The organism is Ensifer sp. YR511, assembly GCF_900103045.1.
In the GTDB taxonomy this organism is placed as follows: domain Bacteria; phylum Pseudomonadota; class Alphaproteobacteria; order Rhizobiales; family Rhizobiaceae; genus Ensifer; species Ensifer adhaerens.
Map to the genome: position 1 here is coordinate 1 of NZ_FNGR01000020.1, position 24,345 is coordinate 24,345.

A 24,345-nucleotide genomic window follows, 5' to 3' on the forward strand; every position below is an offset into this window, starting at 1 on the left:
CGCGCGGCAAACGCAAATCGTAGAGGTCGTGCAGTGAGATCGTTACCGAACAATACAGGATCGGCATCCGCGCTCTTACCGCCAGGTTGGCCTTCGACAACCCGACCCTACCGGAAAACATGATGACCGCCCGCGAAGCCGCCCGCTCGCTACAGCGCTATTGAGGGCGCGCTCGCGAGCGGCTTCGCTACCTCCGTCACCTGCACCAGGTGCGGGGACACGATCGGAACAACCCGTGAGGCATTCGAGAACATCCGAGTGAGGCAACGGCATTATTCTCTGGGAACACTCTTGGGTGAGGCAATACGAATCTCACCTTGATTGCCGCCGCGCACGAAATACCCCATCGTTTCATCGGAACTATCGTACCGGGAATGCGCCCGGAGTACACCATTGACCTGGTTCATCATCATCATGGGCAGGTGCGGTTCACGTTTCGGGCAGGCCGACCCACGATGCGAAAGGGTCTGACCACTTATCGGCGGAGCTGTCATATCAAGGCGGATGCGCTGGCCGTCGGCGCTTCGTCCTTCCACGAACGATCCTTCTCGATCGTGCTACCGCAAAAAGAATATGCCGGCGCCGAATTCCCGGACTTCTATCGGGAAGGAAGGCGCATTCGTATCGAAGTAGCTTGGCGGGAGACTGGAGCGAGTAGGCCCGTCCCCTCCCATGGACATTTCCGATACCCAATCGCCTATGCCGACACAGGCGCTTCAGCCTTCACGGGTATCGGTGTGCACTTTTCAGCGCCGTTCATCTCAGATACCGAGCGGCATGGCTTAGCGGAAGGCGCCATCCGGTGGAACGGTGACCTCATCGCCGCCTGTGACGGGCTGCTTATCCGTGCGATGCGGCAGATCCTGCCAAAGGTTGGACCTCGGGCCTTCGACTTGCTGTTGGATCCTGATCACCCGGACCTCGAGCGAACCTCCCATGTCCTGGCACTCGCACTTCAGGAGCGAACCGTTCCGAAGTCCGGCAGTAGCGTCCGGAAGCGGGAACCGGCAGCCCCGCTGGTCGTTCCGATAATCTCATCGGATCCACGTGTTATCGATAAGGACCTGGCGCGCATCGTTCCACCAGATTTCGAACAGATCGCTGCTGGCGTTCATCCGGACATCGTAGGCCTTCTGGCTTCTCGTTCTCTCCAGGGCTACGGCGAAACTCACATCGTTTTCGACGAGGAGGACGCTCTCCTTCGGCTGCAAACCAAGATGGACGCTAACCCCCGCTTTCCTTGGACCGACAAATCTGCCCATGAAAAGGCATTGGCGGATCCTAGCTTCGCTAAAATTCATCTGGACGTCATCTGGAAGCCGGTCGCTGCCAAGCGAAAAGCCGCAAAAGCGAAGGTATCCGCACCACTGCTTCCCGAAGCGTTCGCTCTGCCCAGCGCGAAGGGCAGGATCTGCTTGGTCAAGTCGATGTTCCTTTGGTCGGACATCCCTACGGACCTGCCCGGCATACTCGTTCCCCTACTTGTGGATCAGAGCTTGGCAGGACACCCAATTCTTGGCAGATCAGGGTGGAACCGCCCCACATTCACGTTCGAGGAGTTTCTGAGCAGGTTCTCGAAAGCTAATCCTTCCACTCAATCGCGGCTGGCGATGTTTAAGTGGGTCCAGCAGAATGTGAAGAAGTTGCGATCGGCGACATGGCCCGCTGTGAGAGATCTAGCGATCTGGCCCGACGCGAGCGGAAACCCGAATGAGCTCAAAGAGCTCTGCCATGCCACCCACAAGGAGAGCGACAAGGTGTTGGGGGCCGCTATAAAACGGCCATCGAGAGATCTATTAAACCTTGCCTCAGCGCTCAAACGAAGAAAGCTCAGATTTGCGTTTCGAACGCACCCCAGCGTCGAAGAACTGAGAGCTTGGGCTCATGAAAGCTTCCGGGAGTTCCCCAGGGACCGCCCTCTCAGTTCGACTGAGCGATCTCAATTCCGCAAGTTGGAGGAGGATTTGGACATCCTGTTGAGCGACGGCGCTACCGCCGAAAACATCTCCGGCATCGCCGATGAGATGCCGGCCTTAAACATGGACGGAGGACTGGGCCGCTGGTCAGAGTTGGTCCGTGATGCGGGAAGCATCCGGACCCTTCAGTTGCGGCCTGTCCACCTGCTCGATCGCCCTCGCCTTGCGCTAGACAAGTTCTTTCCGCCGCTGCCCAAGCCTACTGTGGACATGGTCAGGCACGCACTGCAGGTAGACCCCCGTAAACCTGATGCGCTTATTCCTCGGCTCCGGGTGATGTCTGAAGGCGGACCCACGGATCTCGGAGTTGGCGGCATCTCCTGCATTCCTGTTCACGGTGAGTATCGGCGTCCGAACGATCTCTCCTTCAAGGGAAACAAAGGAAACTTTTGGGGAGACTGGCGGCTTGCCATTGGTGCAACTGGACTGTCCGATGCTGACCAGCGACTTTACAAGCGGGCCGGTGTACTGTCGGCGGAGCCATCGGCCGAAACATCTTTGGCCTTTTTCCGGTGGCTTGCCGACGACCCGTCGAGAGTGGCTCGCCATCTACCACAAGTGATCCGGCATTTCGGAAGCGAAAATGGTCCGCGCTCGTGGTGGGAAATCCAGGACAATGTGCCCTGCTTGCCGGTCTCCGGGCCGGGTGGCTACCTCCTGGTCAGCTACAAGGAGGCCGTGAACAAAAGCTCAGCTTACTACGTGGACGACTTCCCTGAACTCGCCGAAGCGCTGCAAACTGGAGAATACCCCATACACCTCGTCGTTTCCCAAAGTCAGGGCGTGCGGATTTCCATTTCCGAGCACTTGCTAGAAGCAGGGGTGAAATCGTTACGGGCGACGGCAGGGCAGCCCAAGAGCGTAAGAGGCTCCGACATTCAACCTGTTCCGGCTTGGGTGATGACTATCCTGGGTGAATATCAGTCACGCCGCATTGCTGAAGACCTTCAAAAGGCGCTGGTCGCACTGGGAGTTTCTTCCGCTCTCATCAATACGCGGTGGTACAGCCAGATAGGTTCAATAAAACAGGTGGTCGGCGCACGTGATGTTATCGCTACGTACAAGATCGGCCGGATGAAGGTGTCCGGTCGCGTACGCCATGCATTTGATCCCGAAACCGGGGTCCTTTGGCTTGCCGAACTCAACGAAAGCGAAATGGAGGACGCCTTCTTCGACGCTCTTGCGGAACGGATCTTCGTTCCCAATGCCCCTGGCTACTGCGCGCCTGCTCTCGACCGAGCTCTTCGCGCCAAGATACGGCAGGCTGAGCACTTGCAGGCGGCGCAGGGCACTACACAGGACGAAGAGGATCTCGACCGCGAGAACGATGAGGTCGGCGAGGCTCCTCCGGCACATCACGATTGGAAGCCTGATCCGTCCAAGAATATCCCGAAGCCGAACGCAATTCCTGGGAACCCGGCGAAGTCCCAAGCGCGAAAAGGCTCGAAGTCCGGCAGGGCGAGACAGCGCGCTTCGGTGCCCAACGAGTTGGAGCAGATCCGGGAGCTCAAAGAAAATCACTACGCCTGGCACTGCCAGATCGCGCTCGCGACTAACCAACCGAAATCACTCGCGCCTGATGGTAGCTATGTTCAGCACCAGGAGAATCGGAAGCGCCTAATCGACGCTCATCATCCCGACCTTGTCGAGGCAGGGGGAGCCAGGCACGCTGGAAACATCGTTGTCCTGTCGCATCTAGCGCACCATCAGTATGGACGTCACCTCAGCCGGGAGAAGATAACGGCCGCCTTGAAGGCAGGAGGAAAGCCTAAGCAGGTCCAGTTCGGATCAGCGGAAAACGCCATCACCGTAGACGGCGTGATTATTAACGTGGGCCTTCCAGCGACGCAATCGTCAGTCTCGCTCTTCTTCACGGATTGGCATCGGCGGTACTGGATAGAGAATGTCTGACAACGTGCACCCGGGTCATCTGGTTTTTTGGTTGTGGCCGCCCCCTGGAGGACAGAGGCACTCTCCCACGGCCGTCGCAGATTTTTGCGTGGAAAGGCCGCATCGGCGGACATTTGATTGCCAATGCCGACTGAAAGTTTGAGTAGGTACCTGCTGCGAGTTGCAGTTCACACAGTGAACCGACCCGCCTTGATCTTCTCAGCCTGCCCTAATGCTGCCAAGCTTTCCAACAGGGGCTCTACAGCGGTTGTACGCGCGCGAATGAACCGCCGTGCAATCTGCTCGGAAGTGGCCTCGCCCATCTCTGAAAGAGCCTCGCGGACGGCAGCAATCTGTTCGGGAAGCGTATTGGGCCAAGGAGCCTTCTTGACGTTCTCAATCGCTGTAAGGTCCAATTCGCTGGTTCTGCCTTTAGCAACCAGCACCCCGGTGGGGTTCTGAGACTTGGGTCGAAGCCAGCGGACTTGGCCACGAGCCTCTTCCGAAGCACGTTCTTTGTTTAGCGCCACGAGGCGGAGGAGAACCTCTTCATCGGACAGATTTGCTGGCCATCCGTAGGCCTCGGCCACGGCAGCGTCGATCTTGTCGTGCAAGTCGCGCAAAATCCCAATTAAGCCTTGGTCGTAAATCGCACGCTCTTTGCCATTGATGGGCCGGCCGGTACGAAGCTTTTCAAGCACGTTGTACATCTGAGTTAGCGTCAGCTTGGGGTGGCCGGCCTGCTGACGTTTTCGGTGGCTGTCAAGCTGGTGCCCCAACTCGCGGAGATGCGTTTTCTGATCATCGGTGAGGCTGGGGAAGGGAAAGGGGGAAAATGTGTTGGCGCTGTTGTAGCGCGGACGGTCTTCCAGGGTGCCCGTACATCCCCTGCACCAAATCAAGTGAATCCTAGAGGACAAACAGGCAAGCACTTCGGCTTTGTTGGATGCGACGCTGTAGACCATTGCGTCTGGTATTATCTCACTGTCACAGAACTGAAAGACACGATGTTTCGCCGTGTATGTCGTTCCGATGTAGGAATCGAGCCCAACAATCGCCTTGCGAAAAGCAGGACGTGGTTCCGCGAAGATCCACCACAGCTTCTTGTATTGTGGTCTTGGGTTTTCATCACGAATTGGTTTCACGCGATCCAGAAGATGGGCGTAGAGCGTAGGAAACTCTGACTTGAGTTCATCGTAATCGACTCCAAACAAATCAATAATGAAAATACTGCGCGGGCGCTCTATAATATCTTTACCAATAAAGTAACGCTTGATCTTATCCTTCTCCTTTCTAGAGAGGCGCTTGCTAAGTTCAACGAACTCGCATTCGGAAAGCTTGAACCCATCGCCAGCGGGAACGACCCCCTGAAAGCACATCCGGAAGTTGGCTTGCAGCGGCTTAAGTTCAGAAAAATCCGGAACATCTGCTAACCGACTGTTTATTTGATCGACTACGACTTCACGCTCGCTTTCTGTTCCAGCGAACTCGAGAATGCGGGGTTGCTTGACCTTACGCATTGACGCAACCGTCATCGCAATACGGACAGCAGCCCCATCAGCGGTATCTACCCATGGATGGTTGGTGGTGGCGAACGCCAGACTGAGTTCGGTCTTCGCCGCCGAAATATACTCATCGACAAGCTTCCTAGAATAGTCTTGGGTGATGCTATTCGTTGTGATAAATCCGAACCGTCTCGCAGTCTTTTGCTTGAGAGCCTCTGCAGCTTTGGCCCACCAGTACATCACGAAGTCGACCGTGTGAGGTACGTTTCTATATGCTTCCCGCAGCGCATCGACATATTCGGGAGTAAGGGCTGACTTTATTTTCCGGGCCCCGATAAACGGAGGGTTGCCGACGATAAAATCCGCTCTCGGCCAAACCGTTGCCGTGGGCCTGATGTAGTCATAAACATGCACGCGCGCGCTCGGGTCAGGCACTTCTTCGCCCGTCACCGCATGTCGCATGGTGGTTAAACCGTCCCAGCGTGTCACCAGCGCGCCATTTCCGTCCGTCCGGGCGATAAGATCCTTCCATTGCAGCACGGCATCGGCGTTCTTAATGTTCTTGAAGTCACGCAGCACGGGTTCGGAGGGCGCGGCCTGACCATGGGTGCGGAAGTGCCATTGCAAATAACCGATCCACAACACCAACTCGGCCACGTTAGCTGCCCATGGATTCAGTTCAATTCCAAGAAATTGATGCGGATCTACGGTGATGAAGCTTTGCTGTTTTTCACCGAGCTCGGCCAAAAGTGCAGTCACTTCGCCTTCAAGGCGCTTCATCATTTCAAGCGCGACATAGAGGAAGTTTCCCGAGCCACAGGCCGGATCGAGTACTTTGATCTCGCATAATTGGGCATGAAAATCGCGGACGATGCTTAGAGCCTGATCAGGATCCCCGTCCTCGGTCAACCGCTGCACCGCCGTTTGCACGTCGCGCCAATCTTCGCGAAGCGGCTCTATGATTGTGGGCATGACCAACCGTTCGACGTAGGCACGAGGCGTATAATGCGCACCCAGTTTGTGGCGCTGACGTTTGTCGAGCGCACGTTCGAGCAACGTGCCAAAGATTGCCGGTTCGACCTGTTTCCAGTCCGCTTCGGCCGCTTCGATCAGCAGGTCCAGTTGCAATTCGTTCAGCGGCAGGGCAGACGGATCCTTGAAGAGACCTCCGTTAAATTTCTTAACCTTAGTCATGAAAGCGTGGGCGAATTCACCCTTGTCCATTGCATCCCACAGGCCAGCAAGAGCTGGTTGCGCGTCTTGCGGATGGCCCCGCAGTTTGTGCAAAAGGTCGCCAAAGCTGTTCTTGGGAATAAGCTCGACATCCTCAGCGAACATAGAAAAGAGGCAGCGCATGAGGAAGCGGGCGACAGTCTCACTGTCGTGGCCCTGCCCCTCGAAACTCTTGCCGAGTTCGGCAAGATGTTCCGCTATGTCGCGCGTGACCTCCGCGGCCTTGAGGGAGGGGTCGAGGCTAAACGGGTCGGTCCAAATGGTTCGCAGAAGGTTGAGGGTTTCCTCTTTTTGCAGATCGTCAAGGGAGACCCGATAGCGGTTGCCATCTGGGAACTGGTTGTAGCCCTGCCCCTTTCGTGAGAAGTCTGCATACAACTCGATCACATGACCCACGTCGACGATTATTAGGAATGGTGGCCAGCCACCCTCTTTCGAAACGGCTCGGGCGTAGTTGTCTGCCTGATTGCGGGCCTTGAGCATGGTGTCATCCCATGCAGCTGTTCCGCGCACTCCGTGGCCGATACGCTTTTGTTTGCGTTCGGGCGTACCTTTGGCAAGATTGGTGGCGCGGTTTTTCTTTTGATTCACGCCCTGCTTTGTTTCAAGAACAAAATGCCCACTGCGATAGACATCTATAAAGCCTGTGGAGCGTTTGTTTGTATGGGTAAAGGTGACGGGCCGCTCGAACCTGTAGTGGTCGTTGCTGTCATCGTCAGTGGCGGGATTCGGGCGCTCCACTTTCAGAAGCTCCGTTAGTTCGATAACGAAGAGCTGATAATTAGCATGTTCGCTGCCGCCGGTATCTTTCCAACGATCGATAAAGTTATCAATATTAGTTCGGAGCAATTCAGGGGTTCCCGCTTACAAACGAAGGGACTTTAGCCCCCTCTCCACACACACACAATAAGCTACGAGTCTTGCCCGCATCTGTCGTTTTGCATTTAACCGCAAGACTCCGACGACGTAGGTTCAATAAGGGGAGCGGGAAAAAGGTGGGCCTCATATCTTCGGAAAGCGTGGGCATACGATCTCAAATTAACTGCCAAGAGCTGCTGAACGCATTCTAACGGTTAACTGCCAAACGACATTCGGTGCGGCTGCCGGTGGACTGCTTTTCGATGCCATGGGCGGTCGAGCCCGTTCATCCTCGCCACAGTCCTGTTGACAGGATCAGCCTTGGTCGCCGCGCGAGCGGTCCCAGCGGGACGATGTTGAGGAGTGTCAGCGGCAGCAGGCGTTATCGACCAGCCTCCTGGGCGCCACTCGGCGAAATCTTTGTGGGCCTCAACCCGGCTGATAGCCTTTGTTGTGGCACAGCCCCTGTTCCCACATATCCCCTGTATCTCTTCTACCATCGTGGGGGAACAAGCCATCTGGCTTCCAAAGACGGGGTCAGCGGGCTACTGGGGGTTAACGTCGCTGACGGCTACGCGATCGAGAGTCTCGTCCGGACAGCACGGAGCAATGTTGGCCTGCGGACGAGAAATCGCAACTACGGACGGTTCGAGCTGGGTCGATCCTGTTGTAGAGAGCGCCGCTCTCTAGCGGCATTCGTGGAAGATTAAATAAATGTGGGAGCTCCATGCTACCATAAGAAGTTGTTCTTGCGGACCAGTCTTTCGGTCGGCATGTTTCTACAAACAATTGAGATTCGAGGGAAAATGATGCCTCAATCTACAGACGTCTCTCAAATCGACCTATTCATTGGGCATAACGTGACAACTTCTGATCTGCTTACCGTGCTTCATGTTAGCGACTTCCATTTCCACACTCGCCGAAGGAAAGAGCAGGAAATTGTAATCGAGGCATTATTGGAAGACGTGAGGTCTTTGTGCATCGGCCATCGCAAGCCGGACCTTATCGTTTTTAGCGGTGACCTGACGCAAGCTCCACCGACAGATACCCACGCAGAAGCTTACGATATCCTGCTTGAGCCACTGCAGAAGGCTGCAAACATCTCGAGCGAGCGCATGTTCATCGTAGCGGGAAACCACGATGTGGACCGCGTGGCAGTGTCCCGTCATCAAGCTCAGCATCAGAACTGGCGCGAAACGTCGAACTCTATGGAGATGATGAACCAAGCCTACCTCGAGGACGCGTTCTCCGACGCCTACTTCGACAAGTTCGCGAATTATCTCGATCTTGAGGACTACATGAGCAAAGGCACGAAGGTGTATGGAAACATCTTCTGCAGCGTCTACTACATCGACGCCCTAAACACCGACCTAGTGATTTTCAATTCATCGATGTTGTCGACGGGCGGTTTACCAGGAACCGGCCGTGACGAAGGTCTGCTGATGATTCCGGAATATGCGATTCGAGACGCGATAGCAAAGTTGACGCCCGGCTCGTTCCGCATCTTCACCACGCACCATCCTCTCAACGCGTTTACCGAGACCGGCGCTTCGTATCTTTCGAAAGAGATACAAAAACACGCCAATCTGCATCTGTTTGGACATATGCATGATCCATCTGGAGCCCAGATCATCGGTTTTAACGGTAGCGTCGTGAGCAACCAAGCCGGCGCGGTCTTCACGCAGCGCAGGGAATACTACATCGGCTATTCACTGATCTGCATCGATAAGACCAAGGGATTTGTCCAGACGCTCGTGCGAAGCTACTTTCCGGAACGCGGCATATTTAACGATGGGGTGGACCGGATCGATGAAGGTCGATTCTACAATTCTCCAGAGGCTAGACAGTACTGGCGGAGCCTGGCGAACCCGGTTGATGAAGCTAAGTTTAAGGCGCAGTTGGCCGGGCAAGTACGGGATGATCTCGTAAAGGAGTGGGACGATCTTGGCCTCCTAGACAATGGTGGCAGACAACATTTCGTCGCTCCACGATTGAATAAGATCGACATCGATTCCAACCGCGACAACAAGATCAAGCTCGACGCTCCTCTTCCGTTTCAAAGCCTCTCAACGGGACAAGCGAACATCATCCTTTACAGCCCACAGGAATATGGGCGGACAACCATACTGAGAGAGGTGCAGTACGAGTATCTCGCTGGCGCGGCTGAGCTCGCCCAGCCTCGGCTCCCTATCATGATCCGCTTCGAGGAGATTGCCCAAAACCTCCATCACATGACGCGGGTCGTGCGCAGCCGCTCGTTGATCGACACCAAGGCCTTTGACACCGATGTCCTTCTCAAGCTGGGAATGATGTGCCTGTTAGTCGATGACGTTGAATTCGCAGATAAAAAGCGGATGGCGATCCTTCGTGCATTCATATCTCAATATCCCCAGTGCCGATACATCTTCACAAGCCTGAAGAACTCGGCGGCCCCCTACGGTGCGCATGTCGTCACCGAAACACCTGTTCGCTTCGAATTCGTCGAATTGTGTGAGCTAAAGCGCAAGGAAATGCGCGAGCTTGTAAAAATGAAGGTTCCCGACGCAGGTGACGTCGAAATCATCCTCGATCGCCTCCATTCGGAAATTTCGGAAATCAACCTGCCCTTCACCGCCGCAAACGGCACGATCCTCATCACGATCTACGAGCAGAATAGCAATTTTCAGCCAATTAACAGGTCTGTGGTTATCGAACAGTTTATCGATGCGACCCTTCGCAAAAGCTCGATAGAGCAAGTGCGACGAGAAACATTCGATTATTCTAATAAGACCTCGCTCCTAGCTCACCTTGCGGGATGGATGGCGACCAACAATTGTTACACACCGACGTACGAAAGCCTTCGTTCAGAAATGCGGTCGTACGTGGACAATCTTGGCTTGGAAGTCCCCCTTGATGACCTCCTCGCCGAATTCTTCGCAGCTCGGATCATGCGGAAGCTGCCGGAAAATTGCGTTTCGTTTAGGTATCGCGCTGTTCTTGAATACTTCATCGCGACGCAGATGATCAAAAGCACTGTCTTCAAGAACTGGGTTCTCCAAGAGGACAGGTACCTGACGTACATCAACGAGCTTCACTACTACGCGGGTCTAGTTCGGAACGATGCAGACCTGATGAACGTCGTGGCTATGCGCTTCGAAGGCATTATTGCGGAGATGGAGAAGGAAAGCTCTATTAATCCCGACCAGATCGCAACGATCGAACTCCCCAGAACTGCCGGATCTGACGCGCTCGATCATATGTCAGCCCATCTGCTTGGTCAGCCATTGTCAAAGGAGGAGCGTGACGAAGCCCTTGAGGGAGAGATTCCACGCGATGTCGAAGAGCGTCAAAATGTGTTTCGACCGCGAATCGAACATACGGGACATAAGCTACTTGTAGGTCTTTTCCTGTTCTCTGGCCTCGTCAAGAACATGGAGCAGATTAACAAGAACGAAAAGCAACGACTCCTCAAGCTGGCCTGGCGGGGGTGGTCCCTGCTTCTCAGCTCGTCGCTCGCGATCGTCAGTGAACTGGCAAAGCAACGTCAGATGCGCATTAATGGCGTCCTTTACGAAATCTTCGCGCCCAAAGCGATGTCCGATGAAGACCTCGGACGGAAGATCGCGCTGAACATGCCAACCGCAATCACCAAATTCATAGCGACGTCACTAGGTACCGAGAAGCTCCAGCGCCAGCTTACCGAACCCGACCTCGAGGAAGCGGACGAACCACTCGTATACGAATTCTTCCGTTCGTCTCTCATCGCTGATCTAAGGTTGCCAGCAACTCCCAATGCCATCCGGAACGCGTTCAAAAAGCTACATGGTAGTAGCTTCCTGTCAGAAGCGCTGGTTTGGAAGATCGCGAACATGCGCAGGATGGACGAGATCAATCAGAGCCATTTTGAAGCCGTCCAGTCCGACGTGGCGGGCATGATCGCCCGTTTGGGAGGCGGGAAGCCTTCCGAGTTGGCAAAAGACAAGACCAGACAGATTGAAAAATTCCGTAAGGAGGGATTGCTACTAAAAATGCAACGACAGAAGGAAGATAAATGAAGATCGTGCGCCTTCGCCTCGTTTGACCCGATCGGACGTCTCCGTCGTTCACGATACCCTCCATCGCGTCTCGTTCGACTGAGGTTCAACGTCTCGAGCTTCTCGACGATTGACGGGACTTAACTTTCTTTCTCTCAGGTTGCACCAGTGCTACTAGGGCACGGGGTTCGGGGAATTTTACATGCCAGTTTGGTTGAACCGCGAGAACAGCTTCATGGTGATATCGCTCGCCATTGCCGGGCTGTTCGGTTGGGGCTTTTTTACTGTCGCGGGAATACCGCCCACAAACGTCAGCGACAACTGGCAACTACTGCTGGTCTTTATGATTTTCCTGATCGTCCCGTTCGCGAAGAAGCTCGACGTCTTCCAGTTCTTCTCATTTGAAGCCAGGATCGCCGAGGTCCGAAAGGAAGTCGGTGAAACCAAGGATAAAGTTGCCGATGTTCGGGAAGACGTCCGCCATGTGATCGCTCAACAGAACGCGCTGTCCGCGTCAGTTCAATCGATGAACCACCAGGCGGTCACGGTGAACAACTACGAAAGACCGCGACAAGAGCAAGTGGAAGCAGCGGCCGCGGAAGTTGCGAATGTCGATCCGGTAGAGTCGGAGACGAGCCCGCACCTCGGAGACCTGACACCTGAGGACAAGTTGCTGAAGGCTATTTTCGGTGACGTCGAGGGGAAAACAGCAGGTGATTTTGTAAAGGACCTCCGACTGGCTGATCTGTTTGTAGACATGGAGGATATCAACGAGCTGCGTAAGATAAACATGAGCGAGCAGGTAGCTATCCTGCGTATCCGCGTTGAAAGGGAACTCAAGCGGTTGCTCAAACCACATGCAAAAGAGATCGCTGCCGGAACAAGGTTTCGGGGCTTGAAATTGCCGGCTAGCCAGCTTGTGGGCGCAGCGATGAACTACCACCAGGAGCTAACGGGACAACGCGATAGCTTCGACGTATTTTTCAGAATTGCGAACGCGGCCAGCCACGCAGATGAAGTCCCCTATAAAGATTTGGAGACTGCCATTTATCTCGGAGAGCGGCTGCTAAGCCTCTTGAGTAAAATGGACCCGGGTGAATCCAACACTCCGGAGCTGCCTTTTGATTGACCGGCTACATGACGTAGGAGCGGCCGTGGTAAACCTCGGGCTGAGTAGTGTCTTCGAAATTGTGTATCTCGAAACTGGTAGTGTCGACTTTTCCATGGTCGGCGGGAAGGGACAGGTAAACGTCCTTCAACTGCTCCAGCAGAACGAAAAGCTTGATCATAAGCTGACCAAGAATCTCTGCTGAATCACTTTGGATCACGACCTCAACGTAGCCGCGACGAGACTTTTCAGACGTCAGCGCTGTCAAAACGTCCTTCCATTGGGATCGTGTCAACAAAACTTGACGCGACTCACTGTCCTCAACGATCCCAAGTTTACTGATCTCGAAACTTATAGATTGTGAAATCCGACGGTACATTCTCTGCTCACTCCGCCTCATGGCGGCTTCACATACCTGTATGATCGCGACCAGGCGGTCCATATTTCTCAACAGGCCCCCAATGGTGACATCTCGCTCTCCGGACGTCACGATATCCGCTGCGATACTCTTCATCTTCCGGATCGAGGTATACCGGAACGTGCGATCATTCTCGTTTTTGTTTGGTATATCTAGCGACCGACGGGACACTGGCCCCTTGATATTTGAGCTATGTTGTTTGGGGAGCCTCCGCTCAAGCTCCTCCAGTGTTGAGATCACCTCCGCTTGGAAGATCGACGAAAACGTATGAACAAAAGAAGTGACATGCGACTTGTCATCATCGTGCTTCACCAGGTCCAGTAAGGGAGTGCTATCGGGCAAGATGGTCTTATCGTCGATTTCGGCTCCCTTTAGTAACGCCCCTCTAAGATGGAAGCGGGCCAAGTCAGTACTACGCAAGTCTGCGCCATTGAATTGAGCTCCATCGAAGAATGCGGGATCATCGGGAGATGCAATTTCGGCCAAATCAGACAGGTTGTCGGTTTTTGCATCGCATATCGCGCGCAGTCTATCGAACATCAGTGCTCCTCCACTGATACTGCATCAGCAAGGATCACCGTCGCGAAAACATCTGAAAGGTCTCCACACGGCAGGCCCATCGAGAGTATTTCCTTTTTGATGTATTGCTCCACGGCGATTTGCTTATTCCGGCTTAGAAGCCCGCCGTTTAATATGGTCGCATCGACGATGACGATATCCTCGATGTGAAGGTCTTCACGCTTGCACCGGATTTGGACAGTTAGCTCCGGAGGATCACCTCGTTTGCGGGTGGGCTTCGTATCTCGAAGCCGCATTCTAGGAACGCTCGGGTCCCATGCAGAGCCGGCCAACGTGCCAGCTGTGCTGGATTGAATAGTGAAAACATAGCCTCCACCATCGGGCAATTTGCGATGCGCGATGCGCATCTCACCCAGCTCCTCGTCTTTCTCGACGCGCCTTGTTACCTGGGTAGCACCACTCGCACTAACTTCTGCATCAAGCCGTGGTTGGCCTCCAGCAAAGGCAGCCTTCAGCCTGCCACCGAATGAACGTGACTGCGTCGTCGTCGTTTTAGCTTTACTGGAGACGAGTGCCTCTCTAGCCACGCTACTGGGTGGGATTTCGATAAATTTCCCCTGATCGCGGATGACGTGGATTTCGGCCCTCTTGAGACTAAGCCGAAATCGAACCGGGGTCCCAGCGATAGTGTCGCCCCCTATTCGTCCTTCGTCGAAGACGACATCAATATGCAGGTCCGCCTCCGCGGCACCACCAGAGTAAGGGGTTCTCCAAACGTCAATTGATACTACTTCAGCAAATGCTCGCGGATTATTTGGGCGATCAACCATTGGGGCTTTTCAACGCGTTGGGAAAAACAACTGCAGCGGGCCCACAGTAATGGCTGGTAGCCTTTATCGTGTAAACCCTCTGCAACGAACGGCACACTGAATTGGCCGAAGGATACTGGATGCCGGATTCTCAGAGTCCCACACCGCATACGACCGTCCAACCGCGATGAGAACATGATAGGAACATTCTCACTCAGACGAGGACAGCGGTTATGATATCATCACTGAGCGCAAATCAAGCTCTTGCTCGGAAGCCGCCGCCCCTCGTGAATGATCGTTCCGACCTCCTCGCCCGCGGGGACAGACGCTCCATGGGTTTCCGTCACAGACCAGCCAGTAACCGCAACAGCGACAGCCAGGTACATGAAAGCTCCCTAGCCTTTATTCGCATCGGTACCATTAGATAACTCCCCACGCCCGAAACCTCCCCCTCCCGGTCATCTCCCGCAGGCCCAACTCCGACACGATCCGCCGCGCCGCCTGCGGCGTGACGCCGAGCGTCTCCGCCACCATGCCTGATGCCACCAGCGGCCGCGCCATCACCAGCTCTACCAGCTCCGGCAGTTTCGAAGACGTTCGTCTTCCCGCCAATTTGCGTTCCATGATCTGCCGAGCCAGCGCCAGCCGGTCGTGCTCCTTCAGGCCGATCTCGGCGGCCGCCGTAAATCCCTGAGCGATCGCCAGCAGCCGGGTGTCGCGATCGCGATGCCGGCGCCGATCGACGGGTATGGTTTTCAGGCCGAGATTGACCGCCACAAGATGCGCGCCGGTGGCAATGCCACCCTGGCGCAGCGTCGCCGCGGCCAGCAACCGGCCGAGCCAGGGCGCATGCTGTGACACCGCCAGCTCGTTCCAGGCGTCGAGGGCAACGATCGCAGCCAACACCGGCGGCAGCTCCTGTGCCGACCGCACGACGTCGCGCCATTCCTCCAATCTGGCATCCTCGTCCCAGTCGAGATCGTAAACCAGCGCCTTGGTGTCGGCGGCGCGACCGCTAGCGGCCTGGCTAGGTCGCTTTGCTTCTTCAATTGCGGCGGCCGAGCGGGCCAGCACCGCGTCGATGGCGGCGAAGACACTCGTGTCCGCGCCGTCGTCACTCTCCCCCTCCCCTCCCCAAAGTGGCAGCGCATCCGCAGCGGCGCCCTCGCTATCGTCAGCTCCGCCGTCATCACCAAATGAGGCTGCAGGCCCCGCCTGCGCCTGCCGGAGGGTGCGCAGGCCGTCGGGGGTCAGCGCCCAGCCGGGCGGCTGCGCGGCGATGCGGCGTCGGCTACGCAGCACATCGCGGGCGATCGTTAGTTCATGCGTCGGCGTGCGGATGTCATGGCCGGCGTCGTGCAGCACCAGGTCCTCGAGATGGACGAGCTCGCCGTCGATCCACAGCGAGGAGCAAGCATCGGCGAAGTGCATGCGTTCGAGAAAGCCTTCGCCGACGGCGGAGCGGGCGATGCGCTCATCGAGACGGGCGAGCCCGATGCCGGCGTCCGAAACCGGCCGCAGCAAGGTCTGGATGGGCAATTTCACGATATCGTAAGCCATTGATATCATGGTAAATGATTTGCTAAGAGAACTCTATCTCAAAATTAGGGTTCCTCACTTCGTATGCCTGATGGCTACGTCAATTGCTATCGATAGGTTTCAAGTATCGATGGTGATCGTTTTGACTCTGCAGAACCGCGATAATCGCGCTAGTCCCACGACAGTTGATCCTTCGGAAGCCGCCCACTTGGATCATGGACCTCAACTTTGTGTGGCAACTTGCTCCCCCAGTTCCAAAGCACGAGATTTCGGTCCAATTCCTCGGCGCCAGGAGCAAAGCTAGGGACAAGGACACCCGCAGTGCCGATCCCCTTCAAGCGGTCATAGATTGCCCACGATGCGGGTCTCCTCCCCTCCGCGAGCGCGGTTGCCCAACTACAGGCCATCTCTTCCATCGACACACCATGCTCGGCACGGTCTGCTTCCGAAGTGAGGTCTGCTACGTCCTGGCAATCGACCTCGTAGGAACAGAGCACGCATGGATCGATGCGATGCGCAAAGCCTTGGTTGGCCTCCTTGACCGCTGTCATAACGCTGAGCGCAAGGTAGAGGGCTGGCACTCCTTTTGGATTGAATCGTGCGCCCCGTATGGCCGCACCATCTCCCGAGACAGGTTTGAATGCCCAACGCGGGTCGTGCGCGCGGTAGCAACTTCCAACAAACCTCAAGCGAAACCACCGAGTGCCATATGGTCCAGGTAATCTCGAACGGCTGCAGCCTTCCCGTCTTTTACGAGAGATTCTGCCGTGCGTCCCCCGAATGCTGGCAAGGGCTGCGCGCGGTACCAAGCCATCGCCTGTTCCTTGCCACCCGCCCAATCGGAAACACGACTGATAATTTCCAACATTTCCTTCAGGCGGCTTTGCGTTTTCGCGCCGTGACTGCGTTCGCTCCGATAAAGCGTTTCGCGCGCAAGCCCCGCCGTCTCGGCCAACTGGGTCTTGGACATCCCGAAGCCGGTCGCGACGCGTTCCACGGCTATCTTTCCCGCCCGGTCCATGTAGGAAAGGACCAGAGGGCCGCTCTGCTCCGAAGTAAATTTCAAGGCTTGAGCCATTCTCGTTCCGCCACATCAGATAGCCGATTTATTGTGCAACATATATGGCATGTTGGCCACCAAATGCAAGCAGTGGCGACTACCGATTTTGGTCGCAGCTCCTCTCCCAGGATAGTTTTTGTTGCGGCGGCACGCCTCGTGCTGAGGCATCGGTCCGGACCAAGCTGCCACCGCCCCTGCATTTCACGAGACACGGGGATTGGCCACTCCATGCGCCGTTCAAAGAGCGGGGGCGGACATTGCATCAATTGAAATTCGGCTTGGTCCGCCAAGTGCTCAGAGGGCAACGGTCACGGGAAAGCTCGTTGGAGCCCTATCTCGAATGGCTCGACGCGCAATGGGCTGCCGGCAAGCGGAACGGCGCTGAGCTGTGGCGGCGTTTAAGAACTCAAGGCTTTCGTGGTTCGCGCCGGGTCGTGAGTGAATGGGCGACACGGCGGAAGCGGGCCGACAAGGCCGATGCGGAATCATTGACCCGCATTCCCTCCGCCCGAACGATTGCCCGCCTTTTGACAACCAGCAGAGACAACCTGACTAAATCCGAGACCGTCACGATCGCGGCGATCGAAACCGGTGTTCCCTTGCTCGTTACGGCTCGCGATATCATCGCCGACTTTCATTTGATGATCCGGCGCAAGGTGGAAAACCAGCTCGCCGTGGATCGAGCCTGCCCGCGACAGTCTGGTTTCCTCCTTTGGCAACGGCGTGGCGAAAGACATAGAGGCGGCCCGGGCAGCGATAATCTCGCAGTGGTCCAACGGACAGACAGAGGGGCAGATCACCAAGCTCAAGCTGGTAAAGCGCCAGATGTACGGACGCGGCAAACTTGATCTTCTTCAAGCTCGCCTCATCGGCGCGACATGAGAGAATTGCACCAAATCTGCGTCAGAGCCAAAATTGGACGCCGATTACCCCGCCAAGGGGATCAAATTTGCATGCCGAAACACAGACATTGCTATGTCCGTGTAAATGCACCCTGATTGTGCTGGCCGCTGGTCCGTCGAATACCCGGCAGGCTTCGCGTTTCGACGTGGGGGACCGAACGGGGGGAACCTCTAAGGTAACCCTGGCAAGGGTTCGTATGACGTGCCCATAAAAACAGACAAGTGCCCGTCGCGGGCTTCCGATTACGTGTAATTAACCAACTGTATTAGCGCCTTAAAATTCATAAACGGAAACGAAAAGACATCATGCTTCCGTCATCCGGACGCCATTTTCTTTTTCTATTCACTATCGATAGTTACTCAGTCTTGATAGTGCTGGCTCCGCGAACGCAAAGACTGGGGTCCCCGGAGCAGCACGGGGAGAATCACCTACAAGACAGAATGGACTGACCCAAGAGGCTGGTCCAGTGTGAGCGCTAGCCGTCTCCCTTTATTATCCAGATTCTCCTTCCAATGAGTTACGACGCCTTGCGATCTCGTTTGGACCTGTTAGCCAGCACGATTTCGCCCACAGAAGCCCGCTGGAGCGCTTTCTCTATCGATCACGAGCGTCCGACCATCTCCCCTTCCATTTTGCGTCTGACGGCCTCCAGTTCTAACCATAAAACACGCTTGCAAATTATCTGTTTCTCACGCACTTTCTGACCATCAATCAAGTGGCGGTCCGAAGGCGCGATGGCGAAGCAACAAACAGCTGATGTCCAACCTTTGCAGCGGCTAGTCGGTTACGCCCGCGTGTCGGCGGATGACCAGGCCAACGATACCCAGCTGGACGAGCTACGGGGCGCCGGCTGCGATCGGATCTATCAGGAGCATGGCACCGAGGTTTCGCGCGCTCGGCCCGTCTTGACCAAATTGCTGGGCGAACTCACCTCGGGAGATGTCCTCGTCGTCGTCCATCTCGATCGGCTAGCCAGATCCGTAAGCCATTTGCTGCAAGTAATCCGGGATCTTGAACATCGCGGGGTGCACTTTCGGTCACTCCACGATCCGATCGATACCTCAACTCCGCAAGGCATGTTTTCCCTTACGGTCCTCGATGCTGTCGAAAAGCTCGAGCGTTCGCTGAACGCCGAGCGAACCAAAGCGGGCATCAAGGCCGCGAAGGCTCGGGGCAGGCTGCCTGGAAACCCGGGTCTTCGAGAAAGGCGGCCGGAGGCGATTGCCGCGGTTTCAAAGGCGCGGGAGAAACTCTATCTCGATGAGCTTATCGCGTCTTCACAGGCGTGGCTTCCGATGGTGCGGCAGCTCCGGCCTCAGCACAGCTGGGATAACGTCGTTCGCGTTCTCAACCGACGTGGCCAGGACTGGACCGTCGAACGCCTTCGTCGCGCCGTGCATCGCATGGTCCGCGCAAAGCTCGCAGAAAATGACCTCCTCGCCCGATCCCCGCGTCGCGCGCCGGAAGACCATTTAATGCAACTGGTCGCGGCGATCGCGATTGCCGATCCCGATCTGTCGCTCCGCGAAATTGCCGCCGAACTGGACAAACTGGGAGAGCGGCCGAAGGGAGGCACCAGAAAATGGGTCACCTCCTCCGTCCGAGACTTGCTGGACGAGGCGCACCGGTTCGGCCTCATGCGCCGCTGAGGCACAATCAATCAGGCGCCAAAGCCGGCATTCTGCCTACGGAATGTCTGCGACGGCGAGCCCCTGACGTGACACGATCACTGCGCCGAACCCGCCTTGCTTGCGTGGCCGCCAGTGATCGAGTGGACGGCCTGCGCGATGCCGAACTTAAAGACGAGCTCGAGCCCCGCCTCCCAAGGGTCCGTGCCGCGGCAGTCCCCTCCCCCCGATCCCCCCCGGCCATACATGGACAACGGCCAGCCTGCCCAGACAGGCGCGGCCGCCACGCAGGCCGCCGCTACGACAGTGCCACAGAGCGCCGACAGTCAAGGCAGCGCACGTGAACATTCGTTACCCGGGCACACCCGCATTCTGATGCATGACCATCGGTTCACGTAGGCCCAGCTCCGTTCGCGCACGCAAGCACGGGGTACGGTCCATGCCGTTCCAAACGCGAACCTGATCCGAAACGTAATCATGGTGCCCAACAGGTTCCCTTGCTTTGCTTGTTGACCCAACCGTCTCAAAAGGTTGAAGTGCACTCACATATCGGTGAGGAGTTTGGCCCTGAAGCGCATCCACGATTTTACAGCAGCTGGGCCAATTGAGCGCCTAATCGAAACCTACAACTGGCAGGCCAGCCCTATCGGACCCAGGGAGCGTTGGCCAAACTGTCTAAGCGCCGCAATGGATATTCTGCTGCCGGCGCAGGCCCAGATCGTGCTGTTTTGGGGCGAAGAATTCGTCGCCCTTTACAACGAAGCCTATGCACCCACCATCGGTGATAAGCACCCTCGCGCATTTGGACGTCCTGCCCGAGAAAACTGGGGTGAACTCTGGAACGATCTGGAGCCCCTGCTTCGACGGGTCCTTGACGGCGGGGAGACGGTCTTTGCGAAGGACCGTCCCTTCTACATCGAACGCCATGGCTACCCGGAAACAGTCCATTTCGACATCTCCTATTCGCCCGTCCGCGATGAGGAGCGCCGCGTTCGCGGGGTTCTTTGCATCGTCAACGAAACAACGGACCGGGTGAAATTCGAGAGTGCATTGCAGGCGAGCGAAGAGCGACTGAGGGCGATTTTTTCGCAGTCCGCCGCAGGGATCGTGCAGACAGACCTCACGGGCCGCTTTCTCCTGGTCAACAACCGCTTCTGCGAGATCCTCGGCTATAGCGAAAGCGAGCTGCTATCGATGCGAATGCGGGATATCTGCGTTGCCGGAGACATCGCCGAGGCAGACCGGCTCTTCAATATGATGGCTGAACGCGGCCAGAGTTTCGAGATGGAGAGCCGCCTTCTGCGAAAAGATGGCAGTTTGGTCTGGATGGCGAGCTCGGTTTCGGCGCTTCGCGACAAAGATGGCGGTTTCCAGCAGGCGACCGCCATCATCGTCGACATAACCGAACGCAAGCGCGCGCAGGACGTCGAGCGTCGCCTGGCCGCGATCATCGCTTCGTCCAACGATGCCATCCTTGGCATCGACCTAGGCATGAAAATCACGAGTTGGAACTCCGGCGCCGAACGGCTCTACGGATATACGGCTGACGAGGTCATAGGCCGATCGGTCCTCGTCTTGGTTCCTGAGGACCGCCAGGGTGAGGAGCCTGCGATTTTGCGCCAGGTCAGCGCCGGCCTGAAGGTCGAGCCCTACGAAACGGCAAGGCTCCACAAGGACGGCAGAAGCGTCCCTGTCCTCCTCAGCGTCTCACCGATCTATGACGCCTATGGCGTGATCGTCGGCGCATCGAAAATTGCGCATGACATCTCGGCCCGAAAAGACGCTGAACGCCTGCAGAGCGTCCTCGTCGGTGAACTGAACCATCGGGTGAAGAACCTTTTTGCGACTGTCCTTGCGATCTCGCGCCAAACGCTTGGCCACGGCCAAATAGATGCCGCGGACGTGCGCTCATTCGAGGCGCGGCTATCTTCAATGGCACGCGCTCATAATCTTTTGACCCACGGGACATGGGAGCAGGCCGAATTACGAGCGATCGTTGAACAGGCGATTTCACCCTATTCGCCGGCTCGATTTGCGGTCACCGGCCCTGCAATCCAGGTCCCTCCAAGGGCGGTCGTGTCGATCTGCCTGGCGCTTCATGAACTCGCCACGAATGCAGCCAAGTACGGCGCACTTGCGGTCGACCAGGGCCGCGTCTCGATCGCTTGGACAGTACAAACTGGGACCGGGTGTCACGCCAGACTGGTCCTGCGTTGGGAAGAAACCGGAGGCCCGCCTGTGACCCCACCGACCCGCAGAGGTTTTGGATCCCGGCTCATTGAGAGCTTGTTGGCCGCCGAGCTCAATGGCACGGTCAAAATCACCTATGACCCAAAGGGCGTCGTATGCGAGGTCGATGCCAATCTTCTTAGCGAATGGGATCAGCAGCCAAAATCTCATTGAGCAAAAAGCCTGGGGTGCATCTCCTGCCATCAAGGTCAATTGGGTGCGCGATCGCATTCATCCCCGAGCGGACCTTTTCGTTTTCCCTCACCGCCGGTGTCATCGCCGCGGGGCAAGTAGCCAGTGATCGTTTGAGGTAGTTTTTCCGGAAGCTGGGCGGCGCCATGATCTGCGTCCTTATCACCTGCGCGTCCGAATGCTTTTGAAGCCGCGCTGGCTTTGTTCCCTGATCGCACATGTCGAAGGAAATACAATAATCCGTCACGATTTCTGTGGCGGGCTGCTGGTCGGTTTAAAGGCCGACGGTCGTTCTCATTTGCGCCGACGCGCAGTGTTTTCTGCAAAGAGCTGAACAACGCGCAGGTTCCCCAGTGCCGGCGTCACAGCGAAGCTTCAGTGACCAGTTCAAACCATGAAACCGTAAATTCCAGAACCCTGACAGCTGTCAGGGTTTGATGGAAATCACGCGGCAAACCGCGCAGGGGAGCGTGGTGCTTTGGGGCCCTGTGCTGGCAATCTGGGGCACAAGGCGTCCGGCACCTTCATCACGGTTGGGAGGCCCGGTATGCAAAAACCCTGACAGCTGTCAGGGTTTCTCGTCGGCCAGTCCGTTCAACCCGCCCACCCGGAGCCCGCTTCATGCACGACATCCATCAGTAGACGGCACCGCTATGGAGCGCTCACGTCGCGCAAAGGAGCAAATATGCATGCGAGCACGCCCGTGAACGCCGGTCGCGTTTGCCCGCAATCCTAACTCCGCTCTCGCCTCCGCCCTCTCGTCAACCGTAGCGACACTTCATTGTCCGGGTCGTAGCCAACACGAGAACCGCCAATGGACCAAGCCGGACCGGGTTTCTGTTCAGCGGATGCTTGCGATCTGCGTACCGGGACGGGTGAGATCGATAGCCAGCTCAGTGAAAGGGAAGGCGGAGTGAATGACCAATGAAGCCGCTTTTCACCTTAGTCACGAACAGCCGCCATTGAGCACCCCACAATGTCCAATGGTCGAACGAGCCATTTAAGTGTCAGACGCTGATTCTCACCACGTTAAAATTGCCGCCCTTTGAGATCGGGCCCACCATACCGATCGGAAGCCGTTTCTCGTCATCAGGTCCGTTTCCATTTCGGCAGCGATCAGCTCGTTTCGCGAACTGATTTCGATCTACAGCGACAAGAGATGGTAGCCGGCTGAGAGCTCACCCAGCGCGCCGATCCGAGCCTCCATTTGCCCTCAACAAAGCCATCAGCATTGGGCCGAGGGAGAATTCGCCGAGCCGCGCCTTTGTCGTCAGGTCGCGCAGGTAACCTCCGGCCGAATTGATGTGTCCTGCCCGCTCAAGGATGCAAGCGACCGCAACCGCTGCATTTTCAGGCCCCATCACATCGCAAGCGTCCTGGTAGGCGTTCGGGCTCACTCCCAACATCGAACGCACCACAATGGCCGCGGACATCAGGTCACGCCAGCTCGATATGGCACCATCCTGGCCGTACAGTGCGATCTCGGGGCAGGCCCGCATCACCATACTGAGCGGAAAAGCCTTGATCGGCTCGTTCACCACCAGCTTTGCTGGTTCGGTTTTTTCCTCCAGCTCCTCTCCAGAGCCAGGTTCAAGTTCATATAAGGATTCGGTATGTGAATTCTGTATGTGGCGCTCATTTTGGGCATCATTGCTGCTCAAATTTCCGGAATTATCCAAAATATCCAACTGATTGACGATCTCCGCGCAAAGCAGTTCCATCTCGTCGAGGATTGGTGTCAGGTCGTGGATGGTTGGAGAGCGCGGTATCCGGGCAACGAGCGCTTGATAAATACCTTCGATCTTTCTCCAATCGCCGCAGGCACCTTCTTCAATTGCCGCAGAGATGAGTTTGCGGGCGTCGCGTCTACGGATCGTAAGCGCTTCTTTGGTTTTCCGAAGCAAGGCGTGCTCGGCCGCCACCTGCTGCGCCAACTGCGCAAGTTCCTCCGATCGGACGAGAAGTGGGGAAAGATCGAAACCGAAAGCATCCTGAACATCGCCAGCCCTGTCCTTGCGGGCGTAGCGCTTCCCGTTCGCACTGTCTTTGCGATTGATCAGTCCGGCATCAACAAGCGCTGCCAGGTGCCGCCGCAGCGTCGCGCCGGCAATACCGTGCGCACGCACCGACAGTTGGGCATTCGAAGGAAAAACGATGAGAGAATCTCCCTGTCGGAGATAAGTCTCAGGATAGAAGCTCAAAAGCGCGTCAAGGACGGCAAGAGCACGATCCTGTAGCCCAAGATGCGCCCTGGCTTCACAGGCATCTCGGAACACTTTCCATTTGTCGGCCGATTTGTTCGGCCTGATCTCGATGGACGCTCTTTGTCGCTTTAACAGCGCAAGCGTCATCGGCCGCCGCCCAAAAGGCGTCGTCACACTTCCACTTTGCATCTTCCTTCACCCTTCAGAAGGCAAAAGATGTCCGCTCACCCAAATCGGTGCCAAAAACTCTTGACTGGGATT

The 24,345-nt window shown here is 56.4% G+C and carries 13 protein-coding genes and 1 pseudogene; 7 read left to right on the top strand and 7 right to left on the bottom strand.

Features of this window, described 5'->3' with window-relative positions; all coding sequences use genetic code 11:
- Positions 1 to 317 precede the first annotated feature (317 nt).
- The gene (locus BLU15_RS26305) at positions 318 to 3,887 is read left to right on the top strand and encodes a hypothetical protein (RefSeq protein ID WP_143034262.1); all 3,570 of its coding nucleotides are present in this window, start codon (positions 318 to 320) and stop codon (positions 3,885 to 3,887) included.
- A 167-nt stretch (positions 3,888 to 4,054) separates the two neighbouring features.
- On the opposite strand, the gene BLU15_RS26310 is transcribed toward BLU15_RS26305, so the two are convergent.
- On the bottom strand, positions 4,055 to 7,453 hold the full coding sequence (locus tag BLU15_RS26310) for a class I SAM-dependent DNA methyltransferase (protein ID WP_090299485.1): 3,399 nt from the start codon (positions 7,451 to 7,453) through the stop codon (positions 4,055 to 4,057).
- 362 nt (positions 7,454 to 7,815) lie between these two features.
- Between BLU15_RS26310 and BLU15_RS40910 the strand changes: the two genes are divergently transcribed.
- The 3 genes from BLU15_RS40910 (at position 7,816) to BLU15_RS26320 (ending at position 12,604) form a co-directional block, all read left to right on the top strand.
- Positions 7,816 to 8,172 carry a DUF6615 family protein gene (locus BLU15_RS40910; RefSeq protein WP_371590074.1) on the top strand — a complete coding sequence of 119 codons (357 nt, stop codon included), beginning with the start codon at positions 7,816 to 7,818 and terminating at the stop codon, positions 8,170 to 8,172.
- Between the two features lie 39 nt (positions 8,173 to 8,211).
- Positions 8,212 to 11,496, top strand: a complete 3,285-nt coding sequence (locus BLU15_RS26315) for a metallophosphoesterase (RefSeq protein WP_143034263.1) — start codon at positions 8,212 to 8,214, stop codon at positions 11,494 to 11,496.
- A gap of 181 nt (positions 11,497 to 11,677) precedes the next feature.
- Entirely contained in the window at positions 11,678 to 12,604 is a 927-nt protein-coding gene (locus BLU15_RS26320) for a hypothetical protein (protein WP_143034264.1), read from the top strand.
- Between the two features lie 4 nt (positions 12,605 to 12,608).
- On the opposite strand, the gene BLU15_RS26325 is transcribed toward BLU15_RS26320, so the two are convergent.
- From BLU15_RS26325 to BLU15_RS26345, 5 genes are all read right to left on the bottom strand, one after another.
- Positions 12,609 to 13,541 (bottom strand): pentapeptide repeat-containing protein, encoded by a 933-nt coding sequence (locus BLU15_RS26325; RefSeq protein ID WP_090299491.1) that lies wholly within the window; start codon positions 13,539 to 13,541, stop codon positions 12,609 to 12,611.
- On the bottom strand, positions 13,541 to 14,350 hold the full coding sequence (locus BLU15_RS26330) for a hypothetical protein (RefSeq protein WP_090299494.1): 810 nt from the start codon (positions 14,348 to 14,350) through the stop codon (positions 13,541 to 13,543). The genes BLU15_RS26325 and BLU15_RS26330 overlap by 1 nt, the downstream gene beginning before the upstream one ends.
- Positions 14,351 to 14,749: 399 nt before the next feature.
- Positions 14,750 to 15,898: an RHE_PE00001 family protein gene (locus BLU15_RS26335; RefSeq protein ID WP_090299496.1), complete on the bottom strand. Its 1,149-nt coding sequence runs from the start codon at positions 15,896 to 15,898 to the stop codon at positions 14,750 to 14,752.
- 140 nt (positions 15,899 to 16,038) lie between these two features.
- A complete protein-coding gene (locus BLU15_RS26340; protein ID WP_090299499.1) occupies positions 16,039 to 16,557 on the bottom strand; it encodes an RES family NAD+ phosphorylase in 519 nt (172 codons plus the stop codon).
- Entirely contained in the window at positions 16,554 to 16,946 is a 393-nt protein-coding gene (locus BLU15_RS26345; RefSeq protein WP_090299501.1) for an antitoxin Xre/MbcA/ParS toxin-binding domain-containing protein, read from the bottom strand. The genes BLU15_RS26340 and BLU15_RS26345 overlap by 4 nt, the downstream gene beginning before the upstream one ends.
- Positions 16,947 to 17,161: 215 nt before the next feature.
- On the opposite strand from BLU15_RS26345, the pseudogene BLU15_RS26350 reads away from it, so the two are divergent.
- The 3 genes and pseudogenes from BLU15_RS26350 to BLU15_RS26360 all read left to right on the top strand — a co-directional run.
- Positions 17,162 to 17,810 (top strand): annotated as a pseudogene (locus tag BLU15_RS26350) (transposase); the annotation flags it as partial.
- Positions 17,811 to 18,565: 755 nt separating this feature from the next.
- Positions 18,566 to 19,480, top strand: a complete 915-nt coding sequence (locus BLU15_RS26355) for a recombinase family protein (protein WP_090299504.1) — start codon at positions 18,566 to 18,568, stop codon at positions 19,478 to 19,480.
- A 666-nt stretch (positions 19,481 to 20,146) separates the two neighbouring features.
- A complete protein-coding gene (locus BLU15_RS26360) occupies positions 20,147 to 21,862 on the top strand; it encodes a PAS domain S-box protein (RefSeq protein ID WP_090299505.1) in 1,716 nt (571 codons plus the stop codon).
- Positions 21,863 to 23,058: 1,196 nt separating this feature from the next.
- Here BLU15_RS26360 and repC read toward each other — a convergent pair.
- Positions 23,059 to 24,273: a plasmid replication protein RepC gene (gene repC / locus BLU15_RS26370; protein ID WP_090299511.1), complete on the bottom strand. Its 1,215-nt coding sequence runs from the start codon at positions 24,271 to 24,273 to the stop codon at positions 23,059 to 23,061.
- Between the last annotated feature and the right edge of the window lie 72 nt (positions 24,274 to 24,345).